Raw genomic sequence first — 21,472 nt, 5'->3', positions numbered from 1 at the left:
CGCGGGCGCGCTCAGCCGGCGATATGGGCGTGGATCAACGGCGCCGCCTGGGCCCAGTCGTTCGCCTGGGGAATATCGGCCGCGGCAGCCGGCGCCATGCGATGGACGATCGAATCCGGCTTCAGGTTGATGAGAAGGCAGCTTGCGACATGGTCGCGGACCGAATGCAGATTGTGCGCCATATCATCGACGAAGGCGGCGGGCAGGGTGCGGTTGCCGTGCAGTGCCTGAACGATCGGTCCCTTGGGCTGCAGCGAGGCGAGCAGCGGATAGGCGAGGCCGAGCCGGTCGAGAAGGCGGCGGCGCTGGGTCCAGAACTGCGGCGGCATGGCGGTGAGGAAGACGATGTCGGCCTCCTTGGAGAAGCCGCCCAGGGTGTCGACGACGCGATCGAAGGGCACCTGCCAATGCTCCTGCGCTTCGAAAAAGGCGTCGATCAGACGACGGACCTCCTTTTCCTCCAACGCCTCGCCGCTTGCCTTCGAAATGACGTTGCCGGTCAGCCGGAAGGAACGCGGCAGGAATTCATGGCCCTCGCTGTCCAAAAAGACCAGGAAAGGCTCGAAGAAGTGCAGCACCACATCATCGACGTCGCAGACGATCAGCGGCCGGTCTCCCAGGCGGACATGCGATGTGTCCAATTCGAACGGGGCATCCATCGTCAATATTCCCCAGAGGAAAGACCGGGCGGCGAGAAATGCGCCGAGGCGGCGGCGACCGTTTCCGGCTCGATGCCGCTTGCCTGGCAGAACGCAAGCAATGTCGGCTCATGGTTCATCAGAAAATCCAGCATGCCCGCAAGAAAAGCGGGTTCGTTGATGGCGTTGCGCACTTGCGCCGGTTCGACGCCGGTCAAGGCCAGGAAGCGGCCGAACATATCCGGCTCATTGGCCAGCCAGCCAAGTACGGCGATCGCGGTTTCCTGCGGATCGGCGGCCGCATTCTTCGGGTTCTTGAAGTTGTTTTGCATTTTGAGCGGTAAGTTACCTATTTTTCAACCAAATGCCGCTAGCGTCGGATTCAAGTATTTCTGGAATCGATTTCTCGCGACGTTATATTTTCATAGAATGGATGCAATACCGGATGCAGGGACAGCTCTCCATGCCTAAGCAGGTGATGATTGTAGAAGACAACGAGCTCAATATGAAGCTCTTTCGCGATCTGATCGAGGCGTCCGGCTACACGACGATCCAGACCAGAAACGGCATGGAAGCGCTTGATCTCGCTCGCAAACATCGTCCGGACCTGATCCTCATGGATATCCAGCTTCCCGAAGTCTCCGGGCTGGAGGTGACGAAGTGGCTGAAGGAAGACGACGATTTGCACGTCATTCCGGTGATCGCGGTCACGGCCTTTGCCATGAAGGGTGACGAGGAGCGTATCCGTCAAGGCGGCTGCGAGGCGTATGTCTCCAAGCCGATCTCTGTCCCGAAATTCATCGAGACCATCAAGACCTATTTGGGCGACGCCTGAGCGCGGGGAAAGACTGATGACCGCGCGTATCCTGGTGGTTGACGATGTTCCCGCTAACGTAAAGCTGCTCGAAGCGCGGCTTCTCGCCGAGTATTTCGACGTGCTGACGGCGGAAGACGGCTTGAAGGCGGTTGCCATCTGCGAGAGCACCCAGGTCGATCTCATCCTGCTCGACATCATGATGCCCGGCATGGACGGTTTTGAGGTCTGCGAGCGGCTGAAGTCTGATCCTCGCACCACACATATTCCCGTGGTCATGGTCACGGCGCTCGATCAACCGGCCGACCGCTTGCGTGGCCTGAAAGCCGGCGCCGACGATTTTCTGACCAAGCCGGTAAACGACCTGCAGCTCATTTCGCGGGTCAAAAGCTTGCTGCGCCTAAAGACGCTGAGCGACGAGTTGCGCATGCGTAACGAGACGGCCCGTAACTTCGGCATCGACGACTTGATGCGCTTCGGCGATGGCCGCGCCGACGAGGACGGCCATGTATTGCTGGTCGACGGCCGCGCCAATTCGCAGGAGCGTATCATCCGCGCCCTGAGGCCGATCGCAGAAGTGACGGTGACGTCCGATCCGCAGGCGGCCCTGGTCGAAGCTGCGGAAAAGCCGTTCGAGCTCGTCATCGTCAATTCGAATTTCGATGACTACGACCCGCTGAGGCTTTGCTCACAGCTCCGCTCGCTGGAACGGACGCGCTTCCTGCCGGTGCTGCTGGTAACCGATCAAGGGGCTGACGAGATGATCGTCCGCGCGCTCGATCTCGGCGTCAACGACTATATTGTCCGCCCCCTCGATCCGAACGAGCTGGTTGCCCGCTGCCTGACGCAGATCCGCCGCAAGCGATACAACGACCGTCTGCGCGCCAGCGTGCAGCACACTATCGAACTCGCTGTCACCGACGCGCTCACCGGCCTCAACAACAGGCGCTATCTCGACAATCACCTGAAGATCCTCTTCAACCGCTCCCTGACGCGTGGACGGCCGCTCTCGGTGCTGATCACCGATATAGATCGCTTCAAGCAGGTGAACGACACCTATGGCCATGATGCAGGCGACGAAGTGCTGAGGGAGTTTGCCGCCCGTATCCGCTCCACCGTGCGCGGCGCCGATCTGGCCTGCCGTTATGGTGGCGAGGAATTCGTGGTGGTTATGCCGGATACGTCTCCTGAGGTTTCCGCCGCCGTTGCCGAGCGCCTGCGCGCCGTGGTGGAGACCATGCCCTTCACGCTGCGGGCGTCAGGGGTCGCGCTCGACGTCACCGCTTCCTTCGGCATTGCGTCCCGTTGGGAGACGGTCGAAACACCCGAGCAGCTGATGAAGCACGCCGATCGCGCTCTGTATGAGGCCAAAAACGCGGGCCGCAACCGGGTTGTCGCGGCCGCCGCCTGATCGAAACAATCCAACCCGAATCAAAGCCCTTCAATATCCAGGGGCTTTTCTGAGTTATGAACAGGGATTACCAAATTTTAATCTTTGTTCCACAGCCACGGGCACGCCGGTTTCCGCGCGAGAATAGGCTTTGTAATCTGCCCAGCAAATCCGTGTAAATACTCGCTATATTGATAGATATACGATGTCTATTACGCATATCCCGCAATAAAGTTGACCGATGAGAAGTTGAATCAGTAAAAAACTATGGGTATCTGGTGCATATCACAATTTTCATTATGGTGTGCAAATGGTCTCAAATATCTGTAGTGAGAATCTGCTAGGAAAACGATAGTTATCTCTTCCTTTTTAAAATGCACTCGCTTTTAAATTGTCAATTTTTCAGGCAACGAGACTGAATGAAAACACGAATTTTAACCATTCGGCCAAACAAGAATTTTTTATCATTAAGAATTTGTTGATTTTCTTCCGATTTCGCGCAAATTTAGTTTCATACAAGGACAGCCCGCAAGGGCATGAAAATACCCCATGATGCTCAGGTCCGCCGCATCTCCTGGGTCGTGGGGTCGGTCGGCTGGCAGGCAATTTCAAGCGGTTCCTCGTGCCGTTTTGCAGGCTAGCCGGCCCCCAACTTAAAACGCCGCCTTCCAAAGGAAGAGCGGCGTTTTTCGTTGTCATTCAATATCAGAAGGTTGAATGTTAGTTTTTTCTGTTTTTTCGATACCTTCATAAGGTTTTGCACAGAAAAAAGAAAATCATCAAAAGAAAAAGGCGCTAACCTTACGGTTGCGCCCTTTTGTAATCAGAAGTTTAGGAAACTTACTTGATCTTCGTTTCCTTGAATTCGACGTGCTTCTTAGCAATCGGGTCGTACTTCGTCTTCGTCATCTTGTCCGTCATCGTGCGGCTGTTCTTCGTCGTGACGTAGAAGAAACCGGTGTCGGCCGTCGACAGAAGCTTGATCTTGATGGTGGTAGCCTTGGCCATGGTCGTCCTGCCTTTAAGAAAAATGAAAGCCGTGGACGGCCAGTGCGGAGGTCCACGGCAAATTCTGGCGCGAAACTACAAATCGCGCCCGAAAAGTCAACCCCTGCTGCCCATGAAAAGCACCCGTATCACCGAAAGCAGGACATAAAGCCCAAAGAAAAAGGCGATTGCCCAGGCAAAACCGCTGGGGTTGGCGATATCCATGGCACTACCAATCGTTGGTGGGCCGAGGACCATGCCCACGGCATAACAGAAAACGAAGGCGGCGTTGGCAGCCACAAGATCGGTGCCCGTCAGCCGCGTTCCGAGATGGCTCAGGCCCACCGTGTACATGCCGGAGACGCAACCGCCCCAGAACAGCAGGATGACCGCCAGAAGTATCCAATTGGAGGCAAGCGAGGGCAATAGAAGCGCGCCGATCAGGCCGATGGCCGCCATGACGGACAGAAGCGTCCGCTTGTCGCGCAAGTGGTCGGCAAGCAATCCCAAGGGGATCTGGAAGACGAAGTTGCCGACGCCCATCACGGTCAGCAGCAGCGCGGCCTGTGATTCGTTGAAACCAAGCCGAGTCGCATAGCTGGTGAACAACGATCCGCCGCCGACGGTCACCGCGCCGAACACGAAGACGGCGGCGGTCGCCGTAGGCACCAGGAAGACGTAGCGGATGAAATGCAGTTCCGGCTTTTCGTCGACGATGGGGCTCTCGTTGCGGGCGATGAAGATCGGGATAGTCGCCGCCAGAATGATGCAGGCGCCGATGATGAAGGGCATCAGCCCCTCGCTGCCGACCAGCGAGAAGAGCAGGGGACCTGCCGCGAAGCCGAGCGAGAAAACTGTGGAATAGAGGCCGAGAACAAAGCCGCGCTTGGAGGGCGGGGACGCGGCATTGATCCAGAATTCCGAGAGGATAAACAGAGTGGTGGTGGCTCCGTGGAAGATCAGGCGCAGCGGAAACCAGAGCAGCAGGCTTTCGGCGTAATAGAACCCGAGCGAACTCAGTGCGGAGAGCACGACGGCCCAGATCATCGTCTGCACGACACCGAATCGGTGCGCAAGCTTGGTGGTGATCAGGGCCGCTATCATCGCGGCGATCCCCATCATCGCGGTATTCAGACCGATCAAGCTCGACGGAATGCCGCGTTTTTCCAGGATGATGCTGAGAAGCGGAAGGCCGAGGCCGATAGCGATGCCGACAGCGGAAACGGACGAAATGGCGGCGACGAGCGAAGGCCAATGGATTTCTTCGACTTGGCCGGCCTTGCCGTTCGTCGGTTCATACATGAATTGATCCTTAGAGCATGTGGCGAACGAATCGTTCGCAACGCAGAAGATAGAAAGGCACGGCTCGGCCAAATCCAGGTGACGGGTCGGCTTTCATGGGATCGATCACATCCTCCGGAATGATCCTCTCGACGCCCGGCATGTTCAGACAAGAAATGCCGCGGATGTCAAGCCGTTGGAGTTCAAGCAATTCCCAGGAATCACGAATATGCGGGGGATCGATGTTGGTTCCGCCCAAAGGGAGTAATGGGGCACGCCAGCACCCGCCAGCCGGCAAGGCTGGTGAGATCAGTTCGAGCACATCGTTCACGAGCGGCCGTTCCCCTGATCCCATTCTTCCGGACTGTCGTCATGGCCGCCGAAGCCATGCATCCGTAAGGCCCATTGCAGGCCGATGACGCCGCCTTTGATCGGCTGGATCGAGGCAAGTGCGGTGATCACCGTGATCGGAGCCCATATGGCAAGATGGGCCCAGATCGGCAAGTGATAAGCCATGTCGGTCAACATATATCCACCGACCACGACATGGCCGAGCACCAGGACCACCAGATAGGGCGGCAGGTCGTCGGCACGCTGATGGAACAGTTCCTCGCCGCAGACGGCGCAACGGTCGACAGGCTTTAAGAAGGCCCTGAAGAGTTTTCCCGTGCCGCAATGCGGGCAGCGGTTCAGCAAGCCGCGGACAATCGAGCGCCCAAGTGGGCGTTCAGCCTCGTCGGGGCCGCCATAGCGGGTAACGGGATCGGACGGGCTGCTCGTCATGAACGTTTCCTTCCTTCCGGCGGCGCGCCGTTTATCGGCGTCCGCGCGGCGGTCTTGTTCCCGGCGCTTTGCGTGCCGGGGTCTTATTGCGTCGCGTCGCCTTGTGGAAGGAGCGCACCGCCGTGGGCATGGCGCGGCCGTCGCTCAGCATTTCGAAGCGCAAAGCACCGGCAAGCGGAATCGCCTCCGCCAGGCGCACCGTAACGCTGTCGCCGAGGCGAAAGCCGAGCCCCGTCTTTTCACCCGTCAACGCCTGATGCGCCTCGTCGTAGATGAAATAGTCGGAGCCGAGCGTAGATATAGGGATGAAGCCATCGGCGCCATAGTCGGGCAGGGTGACAAAAAGTCCCGATTTGGTGACACCGCCGACACGGGCCTCGAATTCTTCGCCGACGCGGCCGGCAAGATGGTGCGCGATCAGCCGGTCGACCGTCTCGCGCTCGGCAGCCATGGCGCGGCGTTCGAAGGTGGAGATCTCGGCGGCGATATCGTCGAGCGTTGCTTCCTCGTCCGGCGTGATGCCGCCTTCGCCGAAGCCAAGCGACCCGACAAGCGCGCGATGCACGATCAAATCCGCATAGCGGCGGATCGGCGAGGTGAAATGCGCGTATTTCATCAGGTTCAGGCCGAAATGCCCGATATTGTCGGGGCTGTAGATTGCCTGGCTCTGCGAGCGCAGCACCATCTCGTTGACCATGGTCTGATGCGCTGTGCCTTCGGCCTTCGCCAGGATGCCGTTGAAGCTGTTGGCGCGGACATTCCCGCCTTTGACGAGCGAGATGCCGAGCGTTGCAAGGAATTCGCGCAGCACTTCCTGCTTGGCGAGCGTCGGCCCGTCGTGGATGCGGTAGATCAATACCTGACGCTTCTTTTCCAGCGTTTCGGCGGCGGCGACATTCGCCTGGATCATCATTTCTTCGATGAGTTTGTGAGCATCGAGACGCGGCGGCACGAAAACGCGGTCGACAGTGCCATCCGGCTTCAGCAGGATCTTGCGTTCGGGCATGTCGAGTTCGAGCGGCTGGCGCCGGTCGCGGCCGCGTCTCATGATCTCGTAAGCATGCCAAAGCGGCTTGAGGATCGGCTCCAGCATCGGCTCGGTCTTGTCGTCCGGCTTGCCGTCGATCGCCGCCTGCGCCTGTTGATAGGAGAGTTTGGCGGCGCTCTTCATCATGATGCGGTGGAAGGCGTGGCCCACCTTGCGGCCTTCCTTGGAAAAGATCATCCGCACGGCAAGCGCAGGGCGATCGACACCTTCCTTCAGAGAGCAGAGATCGTTCGAGATGCGTTCGGGGAGCATCGGCACGACGCGATCCGGGAAGTAAACTGAATTGCCGCGTTTCAGCGCCTCGCGGTCCAGCGCGGAGCCGGGCCGGACATACCAGGAGACATCAGCAATGGCGACGGTGACGACCACGCCGCCGGGGTTGTCGGGAGAGGTATCCATTTCGGCATAGACCGCGTCGTCATGGTCCTTGGCATCGGCGGGGTCGATGGTGATCAGCGGCAGACTACGCCAATCGTCGCGATGCGACATGGTGGCTGGCTTGGCGGCGTCCGCTTCGGCCATAGCGGCCTGCGGAAAGACATGCGGAATGCCGTGCGCATGGATGGCAATCATCGAGATCGCCTTCTCCGAAGCGACGGAGCCCACGACCGACAGCACCTTGGCGCGCGGTAGACCAAAGCGGCCGAGGCGGGCGACTTCGACTTCGATCAGATCGCCGTCCTTGGCGTCGCCGGTATAGTCCGGATCGATCACCATTTCTTCGCCGCGCCGCTCGATCGGCATCAGCCGTCCGCCGCCGCCCGGCGTTTCGCGGAAGACACCCATGGTCGCTGCCAAACGCTTGTCGATAACCCTGATGATGCGCGCGCTATAGGCCGGACCGCCGCGGTCGACAGCCGGAAAGATCTTCGCGAGGATGCGGTCGCCCATGCCGGCGACAGGTGCCTTGCCCTTGCCGTTGCGGCCGGCAGGCGAGGAGGATTGCTTGATCAGCACGGCCGGCGCCACGCCGTTTTCTTCCGGCCATTCGGTCGGACGGCCGATCAGCTCGCCGTCCTTGTCGCGCGTGGTGATATCGAGGACTGCGATCGGCGGCAATGCTCCGGGGCGGATCAGCGACTTCCGGCTCTTCTGCACCATGCCGTCTTCTTCAAGTTCGCGCAGGAGGTTTTTGAGCTCGACACGGCTCTCGCCCTTCAGTCCGAAGGCCTTGGCAAGCTCCCGCTTGGAAGCCTGCTGCGGGTGATCGGCGATGAAGCGCAGAATGACTTCGCGCGGCGGCAGCACGCCGTGAACGATCGCCATCATCGGTTCCTGATCGCCGCTGTTTTTTGTCGCACGGCCAGCCTTGCCGGGGCGTCGCTCCGACGATGAAATCCTGCCGCGCGGTTCTCTGCTCACTCTGCGCTCTTCTTCGTTGTCTTGGCCGTTTTCGCCTTTGCAGCCGTCTTGGCCTTTGGCTTGGCCGCAGTCTTCGTCGTCTTGCTGGCGGCAGCCGCAGTCTTGGCCTTCGCCTTGGCCGGTGTCTTCGCGCCGCCGGATTTGCCGGCTTTCGCGGCGATTAGCGCCAGCGCCTCTTCAACCGTGATCGCCTGCGGATCCGTGCCCTTCGGCAGGGTCGCATTGACCTTGCCCCAATTGACGTAGGGCCCGTATTTGCCGTCCCGAACGGTGATCGTGCCGCCGCCGTCCGGATGTTCGCCGAGATCCTTCAACGCTGCCGGCGCGCCGCCGCGAGCCCCGCCTCCGGCTGCCTTGTTCTGCTTTTCGGCTAGAACAGTGACGGCGCGATTGAGGCCAACGGTGAAAACGTCCTCGACCGTCTCGAGATTGGCGTAGCTGCCGTCATGCAGCAGGAACGGCCCGTAGCGGCCGATGCCGGACGAAATCATCTTGCCGGTTTCCGGATGCTTGCCAATATCGCGCGGAAGCGAGATCAGCGCCATGGCCTTTTCATAGTCAATATCCTCGGGCTTCCATCCCTTCGGCAGTGAGGCGCGCTTGGCATCCTTGCCGTCGCCGCGTTGGATATAGGGCCCGAAGCGGCCGGACCGCAGCGTCAACTCCTCGCCGGTTACCGGATCCGCGCCGAGCGCCTTCGGTTCGTTCAAGCCGGTGGCTTCAGCCTCTGTGCCGCCTTCCGAGGAAAGCTGGCGCGTGTAATTGCATTCCGGATAGTTCGAGCAGCCGATGAAAGCACCGTATTTGCCGAGCTTCAGCGACAGGTTGCCCGTGCCGCAGACCTGGCAGATGCGCGGATCGCTGCCGTCTTCGCGTTTCGGGAAGACCAGCGGAGCAAGCGCTTCGTTCAGTGCGTCGAGGACATTGGTGACGCGCAGCTCTTTCGTATCCTCGATCTGGGCAAAGAAATCGCGCCAGAAGTCACGCAGCACGTCCTTCCAGTTCAATTCGCCGGCGGAGATGCGATCGAGCTTCTCTTCGAGATCGGCGGTGAAGTCATATTCGACGTATTTCGTGAAGAAGCTTTCGAGGAAGGCGGTGACAAGCCTGCCCTTGGCCTGCGGCACCAGCTTGCGTTTGTCGATCGTCACGTAGTCGCGGTCGCGCAGCGTCGCCAGAGTCGCCGCATAGGTCGATGGGCGGCCGATGCCGAGTTCTTCCATCTTCTTGATCAGCGATGCTTCCGAATAGCGCGGCGGCGGCTCGGTAAAATGCTGCGTCGAATTGATCTTCTGCTTGGCGAGGTTTTCGCGCGCGTTGATCTCCGGCAAGCGGCCATCCTCGCCGTCGGCATCGTCGCTCTGCTCGCCGTCTTCCTTCTGGTCGGTATAGGCGGCGATGAAGCCGTCGAAGCGGATCACCGAGCCGACGGCGCGCAAACCGGCTTTTTGGCCGGCATTGTCCGCCAGGATTTCGACGGTGGTCCGCTCGATCTCGGCCGAAGCCATCTGGCTGGCAATGCCGCGCTTCCAGATGAGGTCATAAAGCCTGATCTGATCGGCATCGAGGAATTTGCGGACGCGGTCTGGCGAGCGATCGAAATCGGTCGGACGGATCGCCTCGTGCGCTTCCTGGGCGTTCTTTGCCTTGGTCGAATAGAAGCGCGCCTTTTCCGGCAGGTAGCGATTGCCGAACTGATCGGCGATGGCGCGCCGTGCCGCGTCGATCGCTTCCGGCGCCATCTGCACGCCGTCCGTACGCATATAGGTGATGAGACCGACGGTTTCGCCGCCGATATCGACACCTTCATAGAGCTTCTGCGCGATCTGCATCGTGCGCGATGCCGAGAAGCCGAGCTTGGAGGAGGCGGCTTGCTGCAGGGTCGAAGTGGTAAAAGGCGGGCTCGGATTGCGCTTGACCGGCTTTGCTTCGACCGTCTCGACGACATAAGCGGCGCCTTCCAGCAGCGCCTTCAGCTTGCCGGCTTCTTCGCCGTTGCCGATCGAACGCGGCTGCAGTCGCTTGCCGTTCGCGGCGACGAGCCGCGCTTCGAATTCGTCACCGCGCGGTGTCTTCAGGATCGCCGAGAGGTTCCAGTATTCTTCGGAGATGAAGCGTTCGATCTCCGACTCGCGATCGCAGACGAGGCGAAGCGCCACCGACTGCACGCGGCCGGCCGAACGGGCACCCGGCAGCTTGCGCCATAGCACCGGCGACAGATTGAAGCCGACGAGATAGTCGAGGGCGCGACGGGCAAGATAGGCGTCGACCAGCGGCACGTCGATATCGCGCGGCTCGGCCATGGCGTCGAGCACCGCCTTCTTGGTGATGGCGTTGAAGACGACGCGCTTCACCGGCTTGCCGTTGATGACGCGTTTCTTGTTCAGGAGGTCGAGCACGTGCCAGGAAATCGCTTCGCCTTCGCGATCCGGGTCGGTCGCGAGAATCAGGCCGTCGGAGGATTTCACCGCATCGGCGATGTCCTTCATGCGCTTCTGCGAAGCGCCATCGACTTCCCAGAGCATCTCGAAATCTTGATCGGGAAGGACCGAGCCGTCCTTGGCAGGTAGGTCGCGCACGTGGCCAAAAGAAGCAAGAACCTTATATCCGGGTCCCAGATACTTATTGATTGTCTTGGCCTTGGCAGGCGATTCCACCACTACAACGTTCATCATAAATCTCTGAATACGAGGTCGTGCCCGGAAAAAGGCACGGGAGAAGCCGGGTATTTCCGTTTCCCCAGCCTTCCGACATGGACAGGGAATTCGTCGCGGTCAAGAGGCGAGTTCGATTTTTGCGGTCGGCGCGGCGATGCGATCCCAGCGGAATGGCATCAATGCTACAAATCCGGACAAACGTTTCCGGACGCTCCCGGCGGGGTGCTGCCATGATATCGGGATCGTCCGCGATACTTTCAATCCAGCATCGAAATCGACACCAATCCGCCGGGGTGCCGATGCAGCCGGCCGGCCATATCCAGTTCGAGAAGCACGGAATGGACTGACGATACCGACAGGCCGGTGTGCCGGATGATATCGTCGATCTCGACCGGCGTCGGCCCGAGCGCATCGATGATCTGCCAGCGGTCGGTATCGTCTGGCGGCAGCGACAGCGGCCTGTCGCTCTTTTCGGCCGGTGCTTCGGCAAGCTGTGAACGGAAAAGATCAGGCTCAGCCAGCGGCCTCAGCGCGCCGATGACATCATCGGGGCTGGTCACGATCATTGCGCCGTCCTTCAATAATCCATTGGTGCCCTCGCAGCGCGGATCAAGCGGCGAGCCGGGCACGGCAAACACCAGCCGGCCGAACTCGCCGGCAAGCCGCGCGGTGATCAGCGAGCCGGAGCGGGTTGCCGCCTCGACCACGACGACGCCAAGCGAAATGCCCGATATCAGCCGGTTGCGGCGGGGGAAGTCTCGCGCCCTTGGCTCCCAGCCGAAAGGCATTTCGCTGACAGCAAGACCGTTGCGCTCCCATATCTCGTTCAGCAGGCTGACGTTCTCAGGCGGATAGGGCTGGTCGAGTCCGCCAGCCATGGCCGCGATCGTACCGGTTTCCAGGCTGGCACGGTGCGCAGCAGTGTCGATCCCGCGGGCGAGGCCGGAGATGACGGCATAGCCGGCCTGACCACAAGCACGAGCGATCATCGCGGTGAACTTGGCGCCACTGATCGAGGCATTGCGTGAACCGACGATGCCGATTGCCGGCCGGGTCGCTGCCGGCAGACTGCCTTTGACGGCAAGCAGCGGCGGCGCGCCATCGATCTCCCTCAGCGCTTGCGGATAATCCGGCTCACCGATGCCGACGAAGCGGGCGCCGAAACGATGCGCGGCTTCTAGTTCACGCAGCGCATCCTGTTCGCTGGCGATGCGGATTGCCCTTGTCGAACCGCCGCGCTGTGAGAGTTCCGGCAATGCGGCGAGCGCTGCTTCGGCTGAACCGTAATGACGGATGAGGTCGCGAAAGGTAGAGGGGCCGACATTGTCGGAACGGATCAGGCGAAGCCAGGCGATTCTCTGTTTTTCGGTCAGCGCAATTCCGGTTCGTCCTGCGCTGCCTGTTGCCATTACCCCTTCGCTCCGATCTTGCTTTCCGTGCCTGCGGCCAGCCTGATAATATTGGCCTTGTGCTTATACCAGGAGATGATGGTCATCACTGCCATCGCCGCGGCAATTTTGTCGGCTCCCAATATCCATAATGCAACCGGAATGACAAGGGTTGCAACCAGTGCCGAAAGCGAGGAGTAGCGGGTGGTGAAGGCAATGGCCAGCCAGACGATCGCGAAGATCAAGGCCATCAACGGCGCGAGACCAAGGAGAATACCCAGATAGGTCGCAACGCCCTTACCGCCCTTGAAGCCGATCCAGACCGGGAAGATGTGGCCGACGAAGGCCGCAAAGCCGGCGAGCACGCCGGCATCTTCGCCGAAGAAATGCGAAACGATCAGCACGACGGCCGTGCCCTTGAAGGCATCGAGCAGCAGCGTTGCCGCCGCCAGCGGTTTGTTGCCGGTGCGCAGCACATTGGTCGCGCCGATATTGCCGGAGCCGATCTTGCGGACGTCGCCGAGGCCGGCCATGCGCGTTAGAACCAGGCCGAAGGGGATGGAGCCGAGCAGGTAGCCGGTGACGATAGCTGCCAGCGCCGTCGGCAGGGTCAGCTGCCATGTCCAGAAATCCGCCATTACTTTTTGTTCCCCTTGAGTCCCAGCTTTGCCTAGAGACCGTGAACCAGCTCGCCCGCGACATAGGTCGCGACCGCCCTCCCGGTCATTCGCGCATCTTCGAATGGTGTATTCTTCGAGCGCGAAAGAAGCATGTCTTTGGCAACAAGCCAAGGCTCATCGAGATCGATCAACGCGATATCCGCTTTGGCGCCGGGCTTTAGCGTCCCGGCGTTAAGACCGAAGATCTGCGCCGGCCGCGTCGACAGGGCGTCGATCAGCCGCATCAGGCTCACTTCACCGCTGTGATGCAGGCGAAGCGCCGCGGCAAGCAGCGTTTCCAGGCCGACCGCGCCGTCCTCAGCCTCTCCGAAAGGCAGGCGCTTGGTATCCACATCCTGCGGGTCGTGCGACGAGACGATGATGTCGATGGTGCCGTCTGCGAGCGCCTCGATCATGGCCGAGCGGTCATCCTCGGAGCGTAGCGGTGGATAGAGCTTGAAGAAGGTGCGGTATTCGCCGATGTCGTTTTCGTTGAGGGCCAGATTGTTGATCGAGATGCCGCAGGTGACCTTTGCGCCGCGTGTGCGGGCGAGGCGGATGGCCTCCGCCGATTCCGGCACCGAGATCATCGCCGCGTGATAACGGCTTCGGGTCAGTGCCGCGATCCTGAGATCGCGCTCGAGCGGGATGAGCTCGGCTTCCTTCGGAATGCCCGACAGCCCGAGCCAGCTCGCGAACAGCCCCTCGTGCATGACGCCGTTGGCGCCGAGATATTTGTCGCGGGTCTCGCAGGAGACAACCGCGCCGAATTCACGTGCATAAGTCATGATGCGGCGCAGGACCTGCGTGTCGTGGACGCAGGAATGCGCGTCGGTGAAGACTACGGCGCCGGCCTCCTTGAGGAGGCCGATTTCCGTCATTTCTTCGCCGGCGAGGCCCCTGGTGATCGCCGCTGCCGGATAGACGTTAACGACGGCCGTGTCGCGCGCAGTCTTTTTAACGAACTCGACCAGCGCGATATCGTCGATGACGGGATCGGTATCCGGCATCATGATGAAGGAGGTAACGCCGCCCGCCGCAGCCGCTCGGCTCGCCGAGGCGATGGTCTCGCGATGTTCGCCGCCGGGCTCTCCGACATGCACGCGGGCATCGACAAGGCCCGGTACGGCGACGAGGCCGGTGCAATCCCGTACCTTCGCCCCTTTCGGCGCGGCATGGCCCGACACATCGTTGCCGGCAGCCAGGATGACACCGTTTTCGACGATGATCGTGCCGACCTCGTCGAGATTGCGCGAGGGATCGACGATGCGGACATTCTGCAGGACGATCGAGTTGCTCATGCGCCAGCTCCCTCGGTGCGCGGCCCCTGGTTTTGTGAGATCAGCAGCGCCTCCATGACCGCCATGCGTACTGCGACGCCCATTTCCACCTGCTCGGCGATGACGCTTTGCGGGCCGTCGGCCACTTCGGAGGCAATTTCGACACCGCGGTTCATCGGACCGGGATGCATGACCAGCGCATCCTCCTTGGCCGCCTTCAGCGTCTCCGCATCGAGCCCATAGAAATGAAAGTATTCGCGCACTGACGGCACGAAGGCACCGGACATGCGCTCGCGCTGCAGCCGCAACATCATCACCACGTCGGCGTCCTTCAGCCCTTCCTTCATCGAATGGAAGACCTCGACGCCCATCTCGGCGATCCCGGCGGGCAGCAACGTGGCGGGTGCCACGACGCGCACCCGGGCGCCCATGGCGTTCAGCAGCAGGATATTGGAGCGTGCGACACGTGAATGCAGCACGTCGCCGCAGATCGCGACGATAATGCGCGAAAGCTTGCCCTTGGCCCGGCGGATGGTCAGCGCGTCCAGCAGCGCCTGCGTCGGATGCTCGTGCTGGCCGTCGCCGGCATTGACCACGGAGCAGGAGACCTTTTGCGCGAGGAGCGAGGCGGCACCCGCGCTGGAATGGCGGATGACGAGGACGTCAGGCCGCATGGCATTCAGCGTCATCGCCGTGTCGATGAGCGTTTCGCCCTTCTTTACCGAGGAATTGCCGACTGACATGTTCATGACGTCGGCGCCGAGCCGCTTGCCGGCCAGCTCGAAGGAGGCCTGTGTTCGGGTCGAAGCTTCGAAAAAGAGATTGATCTGCGTCAGCCCGCGAAGCGTCGACGTCTTCTTTTCGCGCTGGAGGCTGATCTTCACCGCCTCGTCGGCTTTGTCGAGAAGATAGGTGATATCTTGTTCGGTGAGGCCCTTGATGCCGATAAGGTGGCGGTGGGGAAAGAAGACCATGACGCTGCCCTCCGTATTTCGTCAGGGGGTCTATAAAGAGGGAGTGCCTCAGGGGCAAGCGTGGGCTTTCGTCACTGCCGTTTGTTCCCCATGCAATTTCGCTCGAATCTCGCTACAGCAGATGCTGTTGGGAGACGAAACTTCCAGTTTCCTTTTGCAACCCTCTTGCTCTACAAGCGATCCATGACCCAACCGACCCGGACTGACGATACATTTGCCGAACTGAACCAGCCGAGCCTCTGGTCCGGCATCAATGCCTATCGGTCCGATCCGCTGATCGTCGATTTGACGTCCGGCCTGCCGCGCTCGACGCGTGAAGATCTGGAGCAGATGGGCCGCTACGTCACTTCGCACGAGGCGCAGGAACTGGCACGCATGGCGAACCAGGGGGTACCGCAACTGCGCACCCACGGCCCGCGTGGCGAGCGCCTGGATGTGGTCGAGTTTCATCCGGCCTGGCATGCGCTGATGCGCCGCTCCATGTCGTCGGGCCTGCATTCCTCGATCTGGGATCCGCAGGCCGATCCGGACGCCAAAGGCCAATCACACAAGGTCCGCGCCGCGCGCTTTTACCTGACGGCGCAGTTGGAATGTGGCCATCTCTGCCCGCTGACCATGACCAGCGCCTCGGTCGCGGCGATGATGGCGTCTCCGGCCGTGCAGAAGGATTGGGCGCCGAGGATTCTGTCGCGCAAATACGATTCGTCCAACAAGCCCGCCATGCAGAAGAGCGCCGTCACCATCGGCATGGGCATGACGGAAAAGCAGGGCGGCACGGATGTACGCGCCAACAAGACGACTGCCGACAAGGTCAGTGACGGCATCTACCGGCTGTCGGGCCACAAATGGTTCATGTCGGCGCCGATGAGCGACGCCTTCATCATGCTGGCGCAGACCAAGGACGGCATGGGTTGCTTCCTAGTGCCGCGGCTGCTCGAAGACGGTTCGGCCAACGGCCTGCAGTTCCAGCGGCTGAAGGACAAGCTCGGCAATCGCTCCAACGCATCCTCCGAAGTCGAATTCAGCGATACCTTCGGCTTCCTGCTCGGCGCGCCTGATGGCGGTATCCGCACCATTCTCGATATGGTGACCCTGACGCGCCTCGACTGCGCGCTGGCGTCCGCCGGCATCATGCGCGCGTCGCTGGCCGAAGCTGTGCACCATGCCCGCGGCCGCAGCGTCTTCGGCAAGATGCTGGTCCATCAGCCGATCATGACGCGGGTGCTTGCCGACATGGCGCTCGATGTCGCTGCCGCGACGGCACTCGCTTTCCGTCTGGCGGAAGCCTTCGACAAGGCAAGCAGCAGCAGCGAAGATGCCGCTTATGCCCGCGTCATGACGCCCGTCGCGAAATATTGGTGCTGCAAGATCGCGCCTGCGCTGATCTACGAGGCGATGGAGTGCATCGGCGGCAGCGGCTACATAGAGGAGCGCCCGATCGCCCGGCATTACCGCGAAGCTCCGGTCAACGCCATATGGGAAGGTTCCGGCAACGTCATGGCACTCGACGTGCTGCGCGTTCTGAACCGGGGCAGGGACCTGTTCGAAACCGTCTTCGCCGGCCTCGCCCGCGATCTGGGTCCGGCCGGCAAGAAGACCATCGATGTTCTGCGCGCGGCCATGGCGCTTTGCCAGCAGGACGAGGGCGCGGCCCGTCTGCTGATCGAGCAGATGGCACTCGCCGCCGGCGCCGCCGAACTCTATCGCCTGGGCGCAGGCAAGATCGCCGACGCCTTCATCGAAACCCGCTTGGCGGGCGGCTGGCGCGCCACCTACGGCATGCTGGATGCCCGATTTGATGCGAGCTACATCGTGGATTTGCTCTATCCGCCGGCGACTTGAATAGCTGCAGCTCGGATTTATGCAGCCACTTGTAAACCGAGATGGTCGGACATTGGATCGAAATCCCGATCGTCGTGAAGAAGCACGTGGCCTTCCTCGATACAGAACGTACCGATGATAACATCTATGGTTTTTCGTACAGTAATTCCACGCGCTCGTAGAAAACGATAGTTGCGCGCCGCTTTGACTGCAAATGCGTCGTTCAGCATCGGTCGAACTGTAAATTGGCGAAGACTTCTTTCGATCAGAGCCGCATGCCGATCATCACGGGCACCCTGAAGAACTTCGAGAAGTATGAGATCTCCGACCAAAACACCGGGGGGGCCTGCTGCCATCATATTTCGGAGGCGACGTACAGCTTCCGTCTCCGCGTCACGCAAAAGGGAAATCCAAACGGAGCTATCGACGACGATCACTGTTGTCGATCTCTGCGCATCTCATCCAGGTCGCCTTCCCATCCGAGCCCCGCAAGGTCTTCGAGTGCTCGTCTCTGGCGATACCAACGAACTACGCTCCGTAGTGCCTCCTCAACGGTGGCTTTTTTTGTCGACTGTCCTGTTGCAGCCATTGCTTCTGCGATTAGCGCGTCGTCAATTTCTATATTCGTTCGCATTTGCAATCTCGTGTGTATATCGATAGAAAATTATACACATCGATACTTGGGTTGCAAACGCGAAAAAAGTTATTGAGGATATTCATGATCAATCTCCGCACCGTCCAACCCGGCGACATCGACCAGCTCTATGTCATCTCCCTGGTCACCGGCGATGCCGGCAAGGACGCGACGGAACTCCATCGCGATGGACGGATGATCGGGCATATCTATTCGGCACCTTACGCCACGCTTCATCCTGAAATGGCGTTGGTGGCCGAGGATGGCGACGGGGTCTGCGGATATATCGTCGGTGTTTTCGATACCGTTGCGTTCGAGCAGCGCCTGGAGCGCGAGTGGTGGCCGGCGTTGCGCAAACGCTATGCCGAGCCATCAGGCGATCCTTCGGCCTGGGATGCGGATCAGCGGAGGAGTTTCATGATCCACAATCCGAAGCGAACGCCCGCAGCTCTCTTTGATCCATTCCCTGCACACATTCATATGAATCTGCTGCCGCGCACGCAGGGGCAGGGCATCGGCAGCACGCTTCTCGATAGATGGCTCTCCAATGCCCGAGCCCATGGCGTCAAAGGCGTGCATCTGGGGGCAAGTGTCGGCAACCACAATGGGATACGATTTTGGGCATCGCGCGGATTTTCGCGGCTGGAACTACCCCCGGAATTGGCCTCGGAGACCACCGTCTGGTTCGGCCAATCTCTGTAATCTGTGGATTGCACAGCTTTAGATCCGTCGAAGCTCATCGGCTCGTTGTTCACTTCTGTGCGGCTTGTTATTCACCGGCTGGTGACAGGTTGGAGCCGACACGATGCCGAGCGCAAACGCCGTTCTGAAAAAACCGATTGAAATGCCGGCTGAGCCGGAGAAGCGGGTGCGTAACCGCGCCGCTACCGAACAGGCGATTTTGAATGCCGCGAAACGGCTGTTGGCGGAGGAGGGGTTCCAAAATTTCGGCATCAACGCAGTCGCCCGCGGTGCCGGCTGCGACAAGCAACTCATCTATCGCTACTATGGCGGACTCGATGGCCTGGTGGAGGCAATCGGCACCGATCTCGGAAGCTGGGTGAAGGATCGCATCCCCGACGATACCGGCGGCATGTTCCTGCTGACCTATGGCGACCTGATGGAGCGGCTCGCCCTGTTGTTCCTCGATGCATTGCGCGCCGATCCGCTGATGCGCCGTATCGTCGCCTGGGAGGTGTCAGAAAATACCGAACAGGTAAGGCGGCTGTCAGAAGCACGTTCGAAAGCGCTTGCAGGCTGGATCGAGCGCATGCGCGGCTCGCTGACGCCGCCGAAAGGGATCGACACGATCGGTGTCAATGCCATGATCTTTGCCGCCATCCAGCATCTCGTTCTGTCGGCGGCCGTCAGCGGCCAATGCGCCGGTCTTGTGCTGAAAACTTCGAAGGATTGGGAGAAGGCGGCCACAGCGCTGAAGCGGATCGTACGCGGCGTTTACGGCTGATGGTCCGGCCGCGCGAGAGATATCCACAACGCCGCCCGGCCGTTAACCTTAACAATTGGTTTACGTTGCGCCGCATCGGTTAACTCGCCACTGTGCGAAAAGAGATTGTTAACCACCAAGCGTGCAGCCATGGGGTCCAGACCCGCAAAAATAGCGTTTCTTGTCGCGGCGATGATGTTCTTCGCTGCTCTGGCACTAGATATAACGGTGCCGGCGATAGTGTTGAGCGCTATGGCACTGTCGAATTGGCTGGTCCGATCGGTCGATGCGACGCAATACCAGCGTCGAAGGGGAACCGCATGAAGTGGTTGCTGATATTCTGGGCCGCGCCCGTCTCGTTTCTCGGGGCGTGGTACTACCTGTCATATTACGACATGAGTTTCGGCATCTTCATGTTCACGCGGCAGATGCATGATCTGGTCTTCCAAATCTATGGCAAGATCCTAGGCATCCCGCCTGAAACCATTCCGCCGTTGGTTGCCCGTGCCATCGCCTTCGACACCCTGTTGGTCTTCAGCCTCCTCGGCTTTCGCAAGCGTGCCGCCATCCTGGCCTGGTGGAAGCGCCGTCAGGCCTCGGGAAAGGCTGTCCTGCCGAGAGCCGAAAGTCTGTCCAAAGCTCCCTGAAGAATGAAGCTTGCGGCCGCGGAGTCGATACGCTCGGCGCGTTTGGCCCGTGAGACGTCCATTTCCAGCAGTGCCCGTTCGGCGGCGACCGTCGACAGCCGTTCATCCCAGAAGACGAAGGGCAGGTCGGTCTTGTCGGCCATGCTGCGCACGAAGGCCCGCGTCGCCTGCACCCGGGGGCCGGCTGAACCGTCCATGTTCATCGGCAGGCCAATGACGAAGGCCGAGACTCTTTCCTTTTCGGCGAAAGTGAGCAGCACCTGGGCATCCTGGGTGAACTTCACACGCTTGATCACCGGGCGCGGCGTGGCGAACCGCCGGCCGAGATCGGACATGGCGAGTCCGATCGTCTTGGTGCCGAGATCGAGCCCGGCGATCGGCTGGCCAGGCAGGAGCATAACGGCGAGGTCTTCGATGGTCAGCGTCGTCATCAGGCCGTCATCCCCGTCAAAACAAATTGAACTCCGCACCGCTTTTCTTTGTGACGGTTTCGGATATGTCCTAAGACACCAGCCCTGCATTTGAAATCAAGTATTAAGGAGAAAATCCATGAAAATCACTTGGCTCGGCCATGCCGCTTTTCGTATCGAAACGGCCAAGGCTAAAATCCTTATCGACCCTTTCCTGAGCTATAATGCGTCCTTCGCCGGTGCCGGGCTCAACATCAAGGATGTCAGCGCCGGTATCACCCATATCCTGCTGACCCACGGCCATGCCGATCATGTCGGCGACACCGTCCAGATCGCCAAGGACACCGGCGCGGTCGTTCTCGCCAATGCCGATCTCGCCGCCTGGCTCGGCAGCAAGGGTGTCGAGAAGCTGGAAATGGGCAACACCGGCGGCACCGTCCCCCTGGGCAGCTTCTCCGCGACCTTCACCAATGCGCTGCACTCCTCTGCCCAGCTTACCGAGGACGGCGTTTCGCATTCCCTGGGCAACCCCAACGGCCTGATGCTGCACTTCGACGACGAACCGACGCTGTTCCACATGGGCGATACGGACATCTTCTCCGACATGGGCCTGATCAACGAACTGCACCAGCCGGACATCGGTATCGTGCCGATCGGTGACCGCTTTACCATGGGCGGCGCCGTTGCCGCGCTCGCCTGCCAGCGCTTCTTCAACTTCAAGACCGCCATTCCCTGCCACTACGGCACTTTCCCGATCATCGACCAGACGCCGGAAAAGTTCATCGCCGGTCTGGAAGGTTCGAAGACGGCGGTCGCGGCACCCAAGCCGGGTGGCAGCGTTTCCGCCTGACAAAAGTACGTTGCGTATGGCGGACATGGCCTTTATAGCGGTTAGGAAAAGTCCTATCCGGAGAATGCCATGTCCGTCGATCTTGCAACCGTGAAACGCGTCGCCCATCTCGCCCGCATCGCCGTCAGCGATGACGAGGCCGAGCGGATGATGGGCGAATTGAACGGCATCCTGGGCTTCGTCGAGCAGCTTTCCGAAGTGAATGTCGATGGTGTCGAAGCCATGACCTCCGTCACGCCGATGGCGATGAAGAAGCGGACGGATGGCATCACCGACGGCGGCAAGGCCGCCGACATCGTCGCCAATGCGCCGAATACCGACCAGAATTTCTTCCTGGTTCCCAAAGTCGTCGAATAACGGCCGCACGAGCCTGTTCCGACCCATTGCCCTCATTAGACCTGAAGC

Annotated in this window: 23 protein-coding genes; 8 read left to right on the top strand and 15 right to left on the bottom strand. The window is 60.4% G+C overall.

Going from position 1 to position 21,472, the window contains the following annotated elements:
* Positions 1-11: 11 nt before the first annotated feature.
* Both PY649_RS18145 and PY649_RS18140 read right to left on the bottom strand, forming a co-directional pair.
* Positions 12-659, bottom strand: a complete 648-nt coding sequence (locus PY649_RS18145) for a hypothetical protein (RefSeq protein ID WP_285869996.1) — start codon at positions 657-659, stop codon at positions 12-14.
* Positions 660-661: 2 nt separating this feature from the next.
* Positions 662-970, bottom strand: coding sequence for a DUF3572 domain-containing protein (locus tag PY649_RS18140; protein WP_285869995.1), 309 nt, complete (start codon positions 968-970; stop codon positions 662-664).
* A gap of 131 nt (positions 971-1,101) precedes the next feature.
* On the opposite strand from PY649_RS18140, the gene PY649_RS18135 reads away from it, so the two are divergent.
* A complete protein-coding gene (locus tag PY649_RS18135) occupies positions 1,102-1,473 on the top strand; it encodes a response regulator (RefSeq protein ID WP_028754034.1) in 372 nt (123 codons plus the stop codon).
* 16 nt (positions 1,474-1,489) lie between these two features.
* Positions 1,490-2,863 carry a PleD family two-component system response regulator gene (locus tag PY649_RS18130; protein ID WP_285869994.1) on the top strand — a complete coding sequence of 458 codons (1,374 nt, stop codon included), beginning with the start codon at positions 1,490-1,492 and terminating at the stop codon, positions 2,861-2,863.
* Between the two features lie 819 nt (positions 2,864-3,682).
* On the opposite strand, the gene rpmG is transcribed toward PY649_RS18130, so the two are convergent.
* The 10 genes from rpmG to PY649_RS18080 form a co-directional block, all read right to left on the bottom strand.
* Positions 3,683-3,850 carry a 50S ribosomal protein L33 gene (gene rpmG, locus PY649_RS18125; protein WP_003587245.1) on the bottom strand — a complete coding sequence of 56 codons (168 nt, stop codon included), beginning with the start codon at positions 3,848-3,850 and terminating at the stop codon, positions 3,683-3,685.
* Positions 3,851-3,946: 96 nt separating this feature from the next.
* On the bottom strand, positions 3,947-5,131 hold the full coding sequence (locus PY649_RS18120; protein WP_285869993.1) for an MFS transporter: 1,185 nt from the start codon (positions 5,129-5,131) through the stop codon (positions 3,947-3,949).
* Between the two features lie 10 nt (positions 5,132-5,141).
* Positions 5,142-5,441: a hypothetical protein gene (locus tag PY649_RS18115; protein WP_285869992.1), complete on the bottom strand. Its 300-nt coding sequence runs from the start codon at positions 5,439-5,441 to the stop codon at positions 5,142-5,144.
* On the bottom strand, positions 5,438-5,893 hold the full coding sequence (locus tag PY649_RS18110; RefSeq protein ID WP_285869991.1) for a DUF983 domain-containing protein: 456 nt from the start codon (positions 5,891-5,893) through the stop codon (positions 5,438-5,440). The genes PY649_RS18115 and PY649_RS18110 overlap by 4 nt, the downstream gene beginning before the upstream one ends.
* Positions 5,894-5,924: 31 nt before the next feature.
* Positions 5,925-8,303: a ribonuclease R gene (gene rnr, locus PY649_RS18105; RefSeq protein ID WP_285869990.1), complete on the bottom strand. Its 2,379-nt coding sequence runs from the start codon at positions 8,301-8,303 to the stop codon at positions 5,925-5,927.
* On the bottom strand, positions 8,300-10,975 hold the full coding sequence (topA, locus tag PY649_RS18100) for a type I DNA topoisomerase (RefSeq protein ID WP_285869989.1): 2,676 nt from the start codon (positions 10,973-10,975) through the stop codon (positions 8,300-8,302). Before topA ends, rnr begins: the two co-directional genes overlap by 4 nt.
* Positions 10,976-11,217: 242 nt before the next feature.
* Positions 11,218-12,369: a DNA-processing protein DprA gene (gene dprA, locus PY649_RS18095; RefSeq protein WP_285869988.1), complete on the bottom strand. Its 1,152-nt coding sequence runs from the start codon at positions 12,367-12,369 to the stop codon at positions 11,218-11,220.
* Positions 12,369-12,986, bottom strand: a complete 618-nt coding sequence (gene plsY, locus PY649_RS18090) for a glycerol-3-phosphate 1-O-acyltransferase PlsY (protein ID WP_285869987.1) — start codon at positions 12,984-12,986, stop codon at positions 12,369-12,371. The genes dprA and plsY overlap by 1 nt, the downstream gene beginning before the upstream one ends.
* A 32-nt stretch (positions 12,987-13,018) precedes the next feature.
* Positions 13,019-14,308 carry a dihydroorotase gene (locus PY649_RS18085; RefSeq protein WP_285869986.1) on the bottom strand — a complete coding sequence of 430 codons (1,290 nt, stop codon included), beginning with the start codon at positions 14,306-14,308 and terminating at the stop codon, positions 13,019-13,021.
* Entirely contained in the window at positions 14,305-15,261 is a 957-nt protein-coding gene (locus tag PY649_RS18080) for an aspartate carbamoyltransferase catalytic subunit (RefSeq protein ID WP_285869985.1), read from the bottom strand. Before PY649_RS18080 ends, PY649_RS18085 begins: the two co-directional genes overlap by 4 nt.
* A 183-nt stretch (positions 15,262-15,444) precedes the next feature.
* Between PY649_RS18080 and PY649_RS18075 the strand changes: the two genes are divergently transcribed.
* Entirely contained in the window at positions 15,445-17,103 is a 1,659-nt protein-coding gene (locus tag PY649_RS18075) for an acyl-CoA dehydrogenase family protein (RefSeq protein WP_285869984.1), read from the top strand.
* A gap of 17 nt (positions 17,104-17,120) precedes the next feature.
* On the opposite strand, the gene vapC is transcribed toward PY649_RS18075, so the two are convergent.
* Entirely contained in the window at positions 17,121-17,519 is a 399-nt protein-coding gene (gene vapC, locus PY649_RS18070) for a type II toxin-antitoxin system VapC family toxin (RefSeq protein ID WP_285869983.1), read from the bottom strand.
* A complete protein-coding gene (locus PY649_RS18065; protein WP_285869982.1) occupies positions 17,516-17,716 on the bottom strand; it encodes a type II toxin-antitoxin system VapB family antitoxin in 201 nt (66 codons plus the stop codon). Before PY649_RS18065 ends, vapC begins: the two co-directional genes overlap by 4 nt.
* 84 nt (positions 17,717-17,800) lie before the next feature.
* Between PY649_RS18065 and PY649_RS18060 the strand changes: the two genes are divergently transcribed.
* The 3 genes from PY649_RS18060 to PY649_RS18050 all read left to right on the top strand — a co-directional run bounded on the left by PY649_RS18060 (position 17,801) and on the right by PY649_RS18050 (position 19,807).
* Entirely contained in the window at positions 17,801-18,418 is a 618-nt protein-coding gene (locus PY649_RS18060) for a GNAT family N-acetyltransferase (RefSeq protein ID WP_285869981.1), read from the top strand.
* A gap of 103 nt (positions 18,419-18,521) precedes the next feature.
* The gene (locus tag PY649_RS18055) at positions 18,522-19,181 is read left to right on the top strand and encodes a TetR/AcrR family transcriptional regulator (RefSeq protein WP_285869980.1); all 660 of its coding nucleotides are present in this window, start codon (positions 18,522-18,524) and stop codon (positions 19,179-19,181) included.
* 299 nt (positions 19,182-19,480) lie between these two features.
* The gene (locus PY649_RS18050) at positions 19,481-19,807 is read left to right on the top strand and encodes a DUF6105 family protein (RefSeq protein WP_285869979.1); all 327 of its coding nucleotides are present in this window, start codon (positions 19,481-19,483) and stop codon (positions 19,805-19,807) included.
* On the opposite strand, the gene ruvX is transcribed toward PY649_RS18050, so the two are convergent.
* Positions 19,750-20,238, bottom strand: a complete 489-nt coding sequence (gene ruvX, locus PY649_RS18045) for a Holliday junction resolvase RuvX (protein ID WP_285869978.1) — start codon at positions 20,236-20,238, stop codon at positions 19,750-19,752. The genes PY649_RS18050 and ruvX overlap by 58 nt on opposite strands.
* A 118-nt stretch (positions 20,239-20,356) precedes the next feature.
* Between ruvX and PY649_RS18040 the strand changes: the two genes are divergently transcribed.
* Both PY649_RS18040 and gatC read left to right on the top strand, forming a co-directional pair.
* Positions 20,357-21,067, top strand: a complete 711-nt coding sequence (locus PY649_RS18040; protein WP_285869976.1) for a metal-dependent hydrolase — start codon at positions 20,357-20,359, stop codon at positions 21,065-21,067.
* Positions 21,068-21,136: 69 nt separating this feature from the next.
* Entirely contained in the window at positions 21,137-21,424 is a 288-nt protein-coding gene (gene gatC, locus PY649_RS18035) for an Asp-tRNA(Asn)/Glu-tRNA(Gln) amidotransferase subunit GatC (RefSeq protein WP_285869974.1), read from the top strand.
* Positions 21,425-21,472: the final 48 nt, after the last annotated feature.

The organism is Rhizobium mayense (genome assembly GCF_030272705.1).
GTDB lineage: Bacteria > Pseudomonadota > Alphaproteobacteria > Rhizobiales > Rhizobiaceae > Rhizobium > Rhizobium mayense.
This window is presented reverse-complemented; position numbering and strand designations above follow the sequence as displayed.

Excerpts from the sequence above, each read along its gene's own strand:
- PY649_RS18145 (WP_285869996.1), bottom strand. The coding sequence starts at position 659 with ATGGATGCCCCGTTCGAATTGGACACATCGCATGTCCGCCTGGGAGAC.
- PY649_RS18140 (WP_285869995.1), bottom strand. The coding sequence starts at position 970 with ATGCAAAACAACTTCAAGAACCCGAAGAATGCGGCCGCCGATCCGCAG.
- PY649_RS18135 (WP_028754034.1), top strand. The coding sequence starts at position 1,102 with ATGCCTAAGCAGGTGATGATTGTAGAAGACAACGAGCTCAATATGAAG.
- PY649_RS18130 (WP_285869994.1), top strand. The coding sequence starts at position 1,490 with ATGACCGCGCGTATCCTGGTGGTTGACGATGTTCCCGCTAACGTAAAG.
- rpmG (WP_003587245.1), bottom strand. The coding sequence starts at position 3,850 with ATGGCCAAGGCTACCACCATCAAGATCAAGCTTCTGTCGACGGCCGAC.
- PY649_RS18120 (WP_285869993.1), bottom strand. The coding sequence starts at position 5,131 with ATGTATGAACCGACGAACGGCAAGGCCGGCCAAGTCGAAGAAATCCAT.
- PY649_RS18110 (WP_285869991.1), bottom strand. The coding sequence starts at position 5,893 with ATGACGAGCAGCCCGTCCGATCCCGTTACCCGCTATGGCGGCCCCGAC.
- topA (WP_285869989.1), bottom strand. The coding sequence starts at position 10,975 with ATGAACGTTGTAGTGGTGGAATCGCCTGCCAAGGCCAAGACAATCAAT.
- dprA (WP_285869988.1), bottom strand. The coding sequence starts at position 12,369 with ATGGCAACAGGCAGCGCAGGACGAACCGGAATTGCGCTGACCGAAAAA.
- plsY (WP_285869987.1), bottom strand. The coding sequence starts at position 12,986 with ATGGCGGATTTCTGGACATGGCAGCTGACCCTGCCGACGGCGCTGGCA.
- PY649_RS18085 (WP_285869986.1), bottom strand. The coding sequence starts at position 14,308 with ATGAGCAACTCGATCGTCCTGCAGAATGTCCGCATCGTCGATCCCTCG.
- PY649_RS18080 (WP_285869985.1), bottom strand. The coding sequence starts at position 15,261 with ATGGTCTTCTTTCCCCACCGCCACCTTATCGGCATCAAGGGCCTCACC.
- PY649_RS18075 (WP_285869984.1), top strand. The coding sequence starts at position 15,445 with ATGACCCAACCGACCCGGACTGACGATACATTTGCCGAACTGAACCAG.
- PY649_RS18065 (WP_285869982.1), bottom strand. The coding sequence starts at position 17,716 with ATGCGAACGAATATAGAAATTGACGACGCGCTAATCGCAGAAGCAATG.
- PY649_RS18060 (WP_285869981.1), top strand. The coding sequence starts at position 17,801 with ATGATCAATCTCCGCACCGTCCAACCCGGCGACATCGACCAGCTCTAT.
- PY649_RS18055 (WP_285869980.1), top strand. The coding sequence starts at position 18,522 with ATGCCGAGCGCAAACGCCGTTCTGAAAAAACCGATTGAAATGCCGGCT.
- PY649_RS18050 (WP_285869979.1), top strand. The coding sequence starts at position 19,481 with ATGAAGTGGTTGCTGATATTCTGGGCCGCGCCCGTCTCGTTTCTCGGG.
- ruvX (WP_285869978.1), bottom strand. The coding sequence starts at position 20,238 with ATGACGACGCTGACCATCGAAGACCTCGCCGTTATGCTCCTGCCTGGC.
- PY649_RS18040 (WP_285869976.1), top strand. The coding sequence starts at position 20,357 with ATGAAAATCACTTGGCTCGGCCATGCCGCTTTTCGTATCGAAACGGCC.
- gatC (WP_285869974.1), top strand. The coding sequence starts at position 21,137 with ATGTCCGTCGATCTTGCAACCGTGAAACGCGTCGCCCATCTCGCCCGC.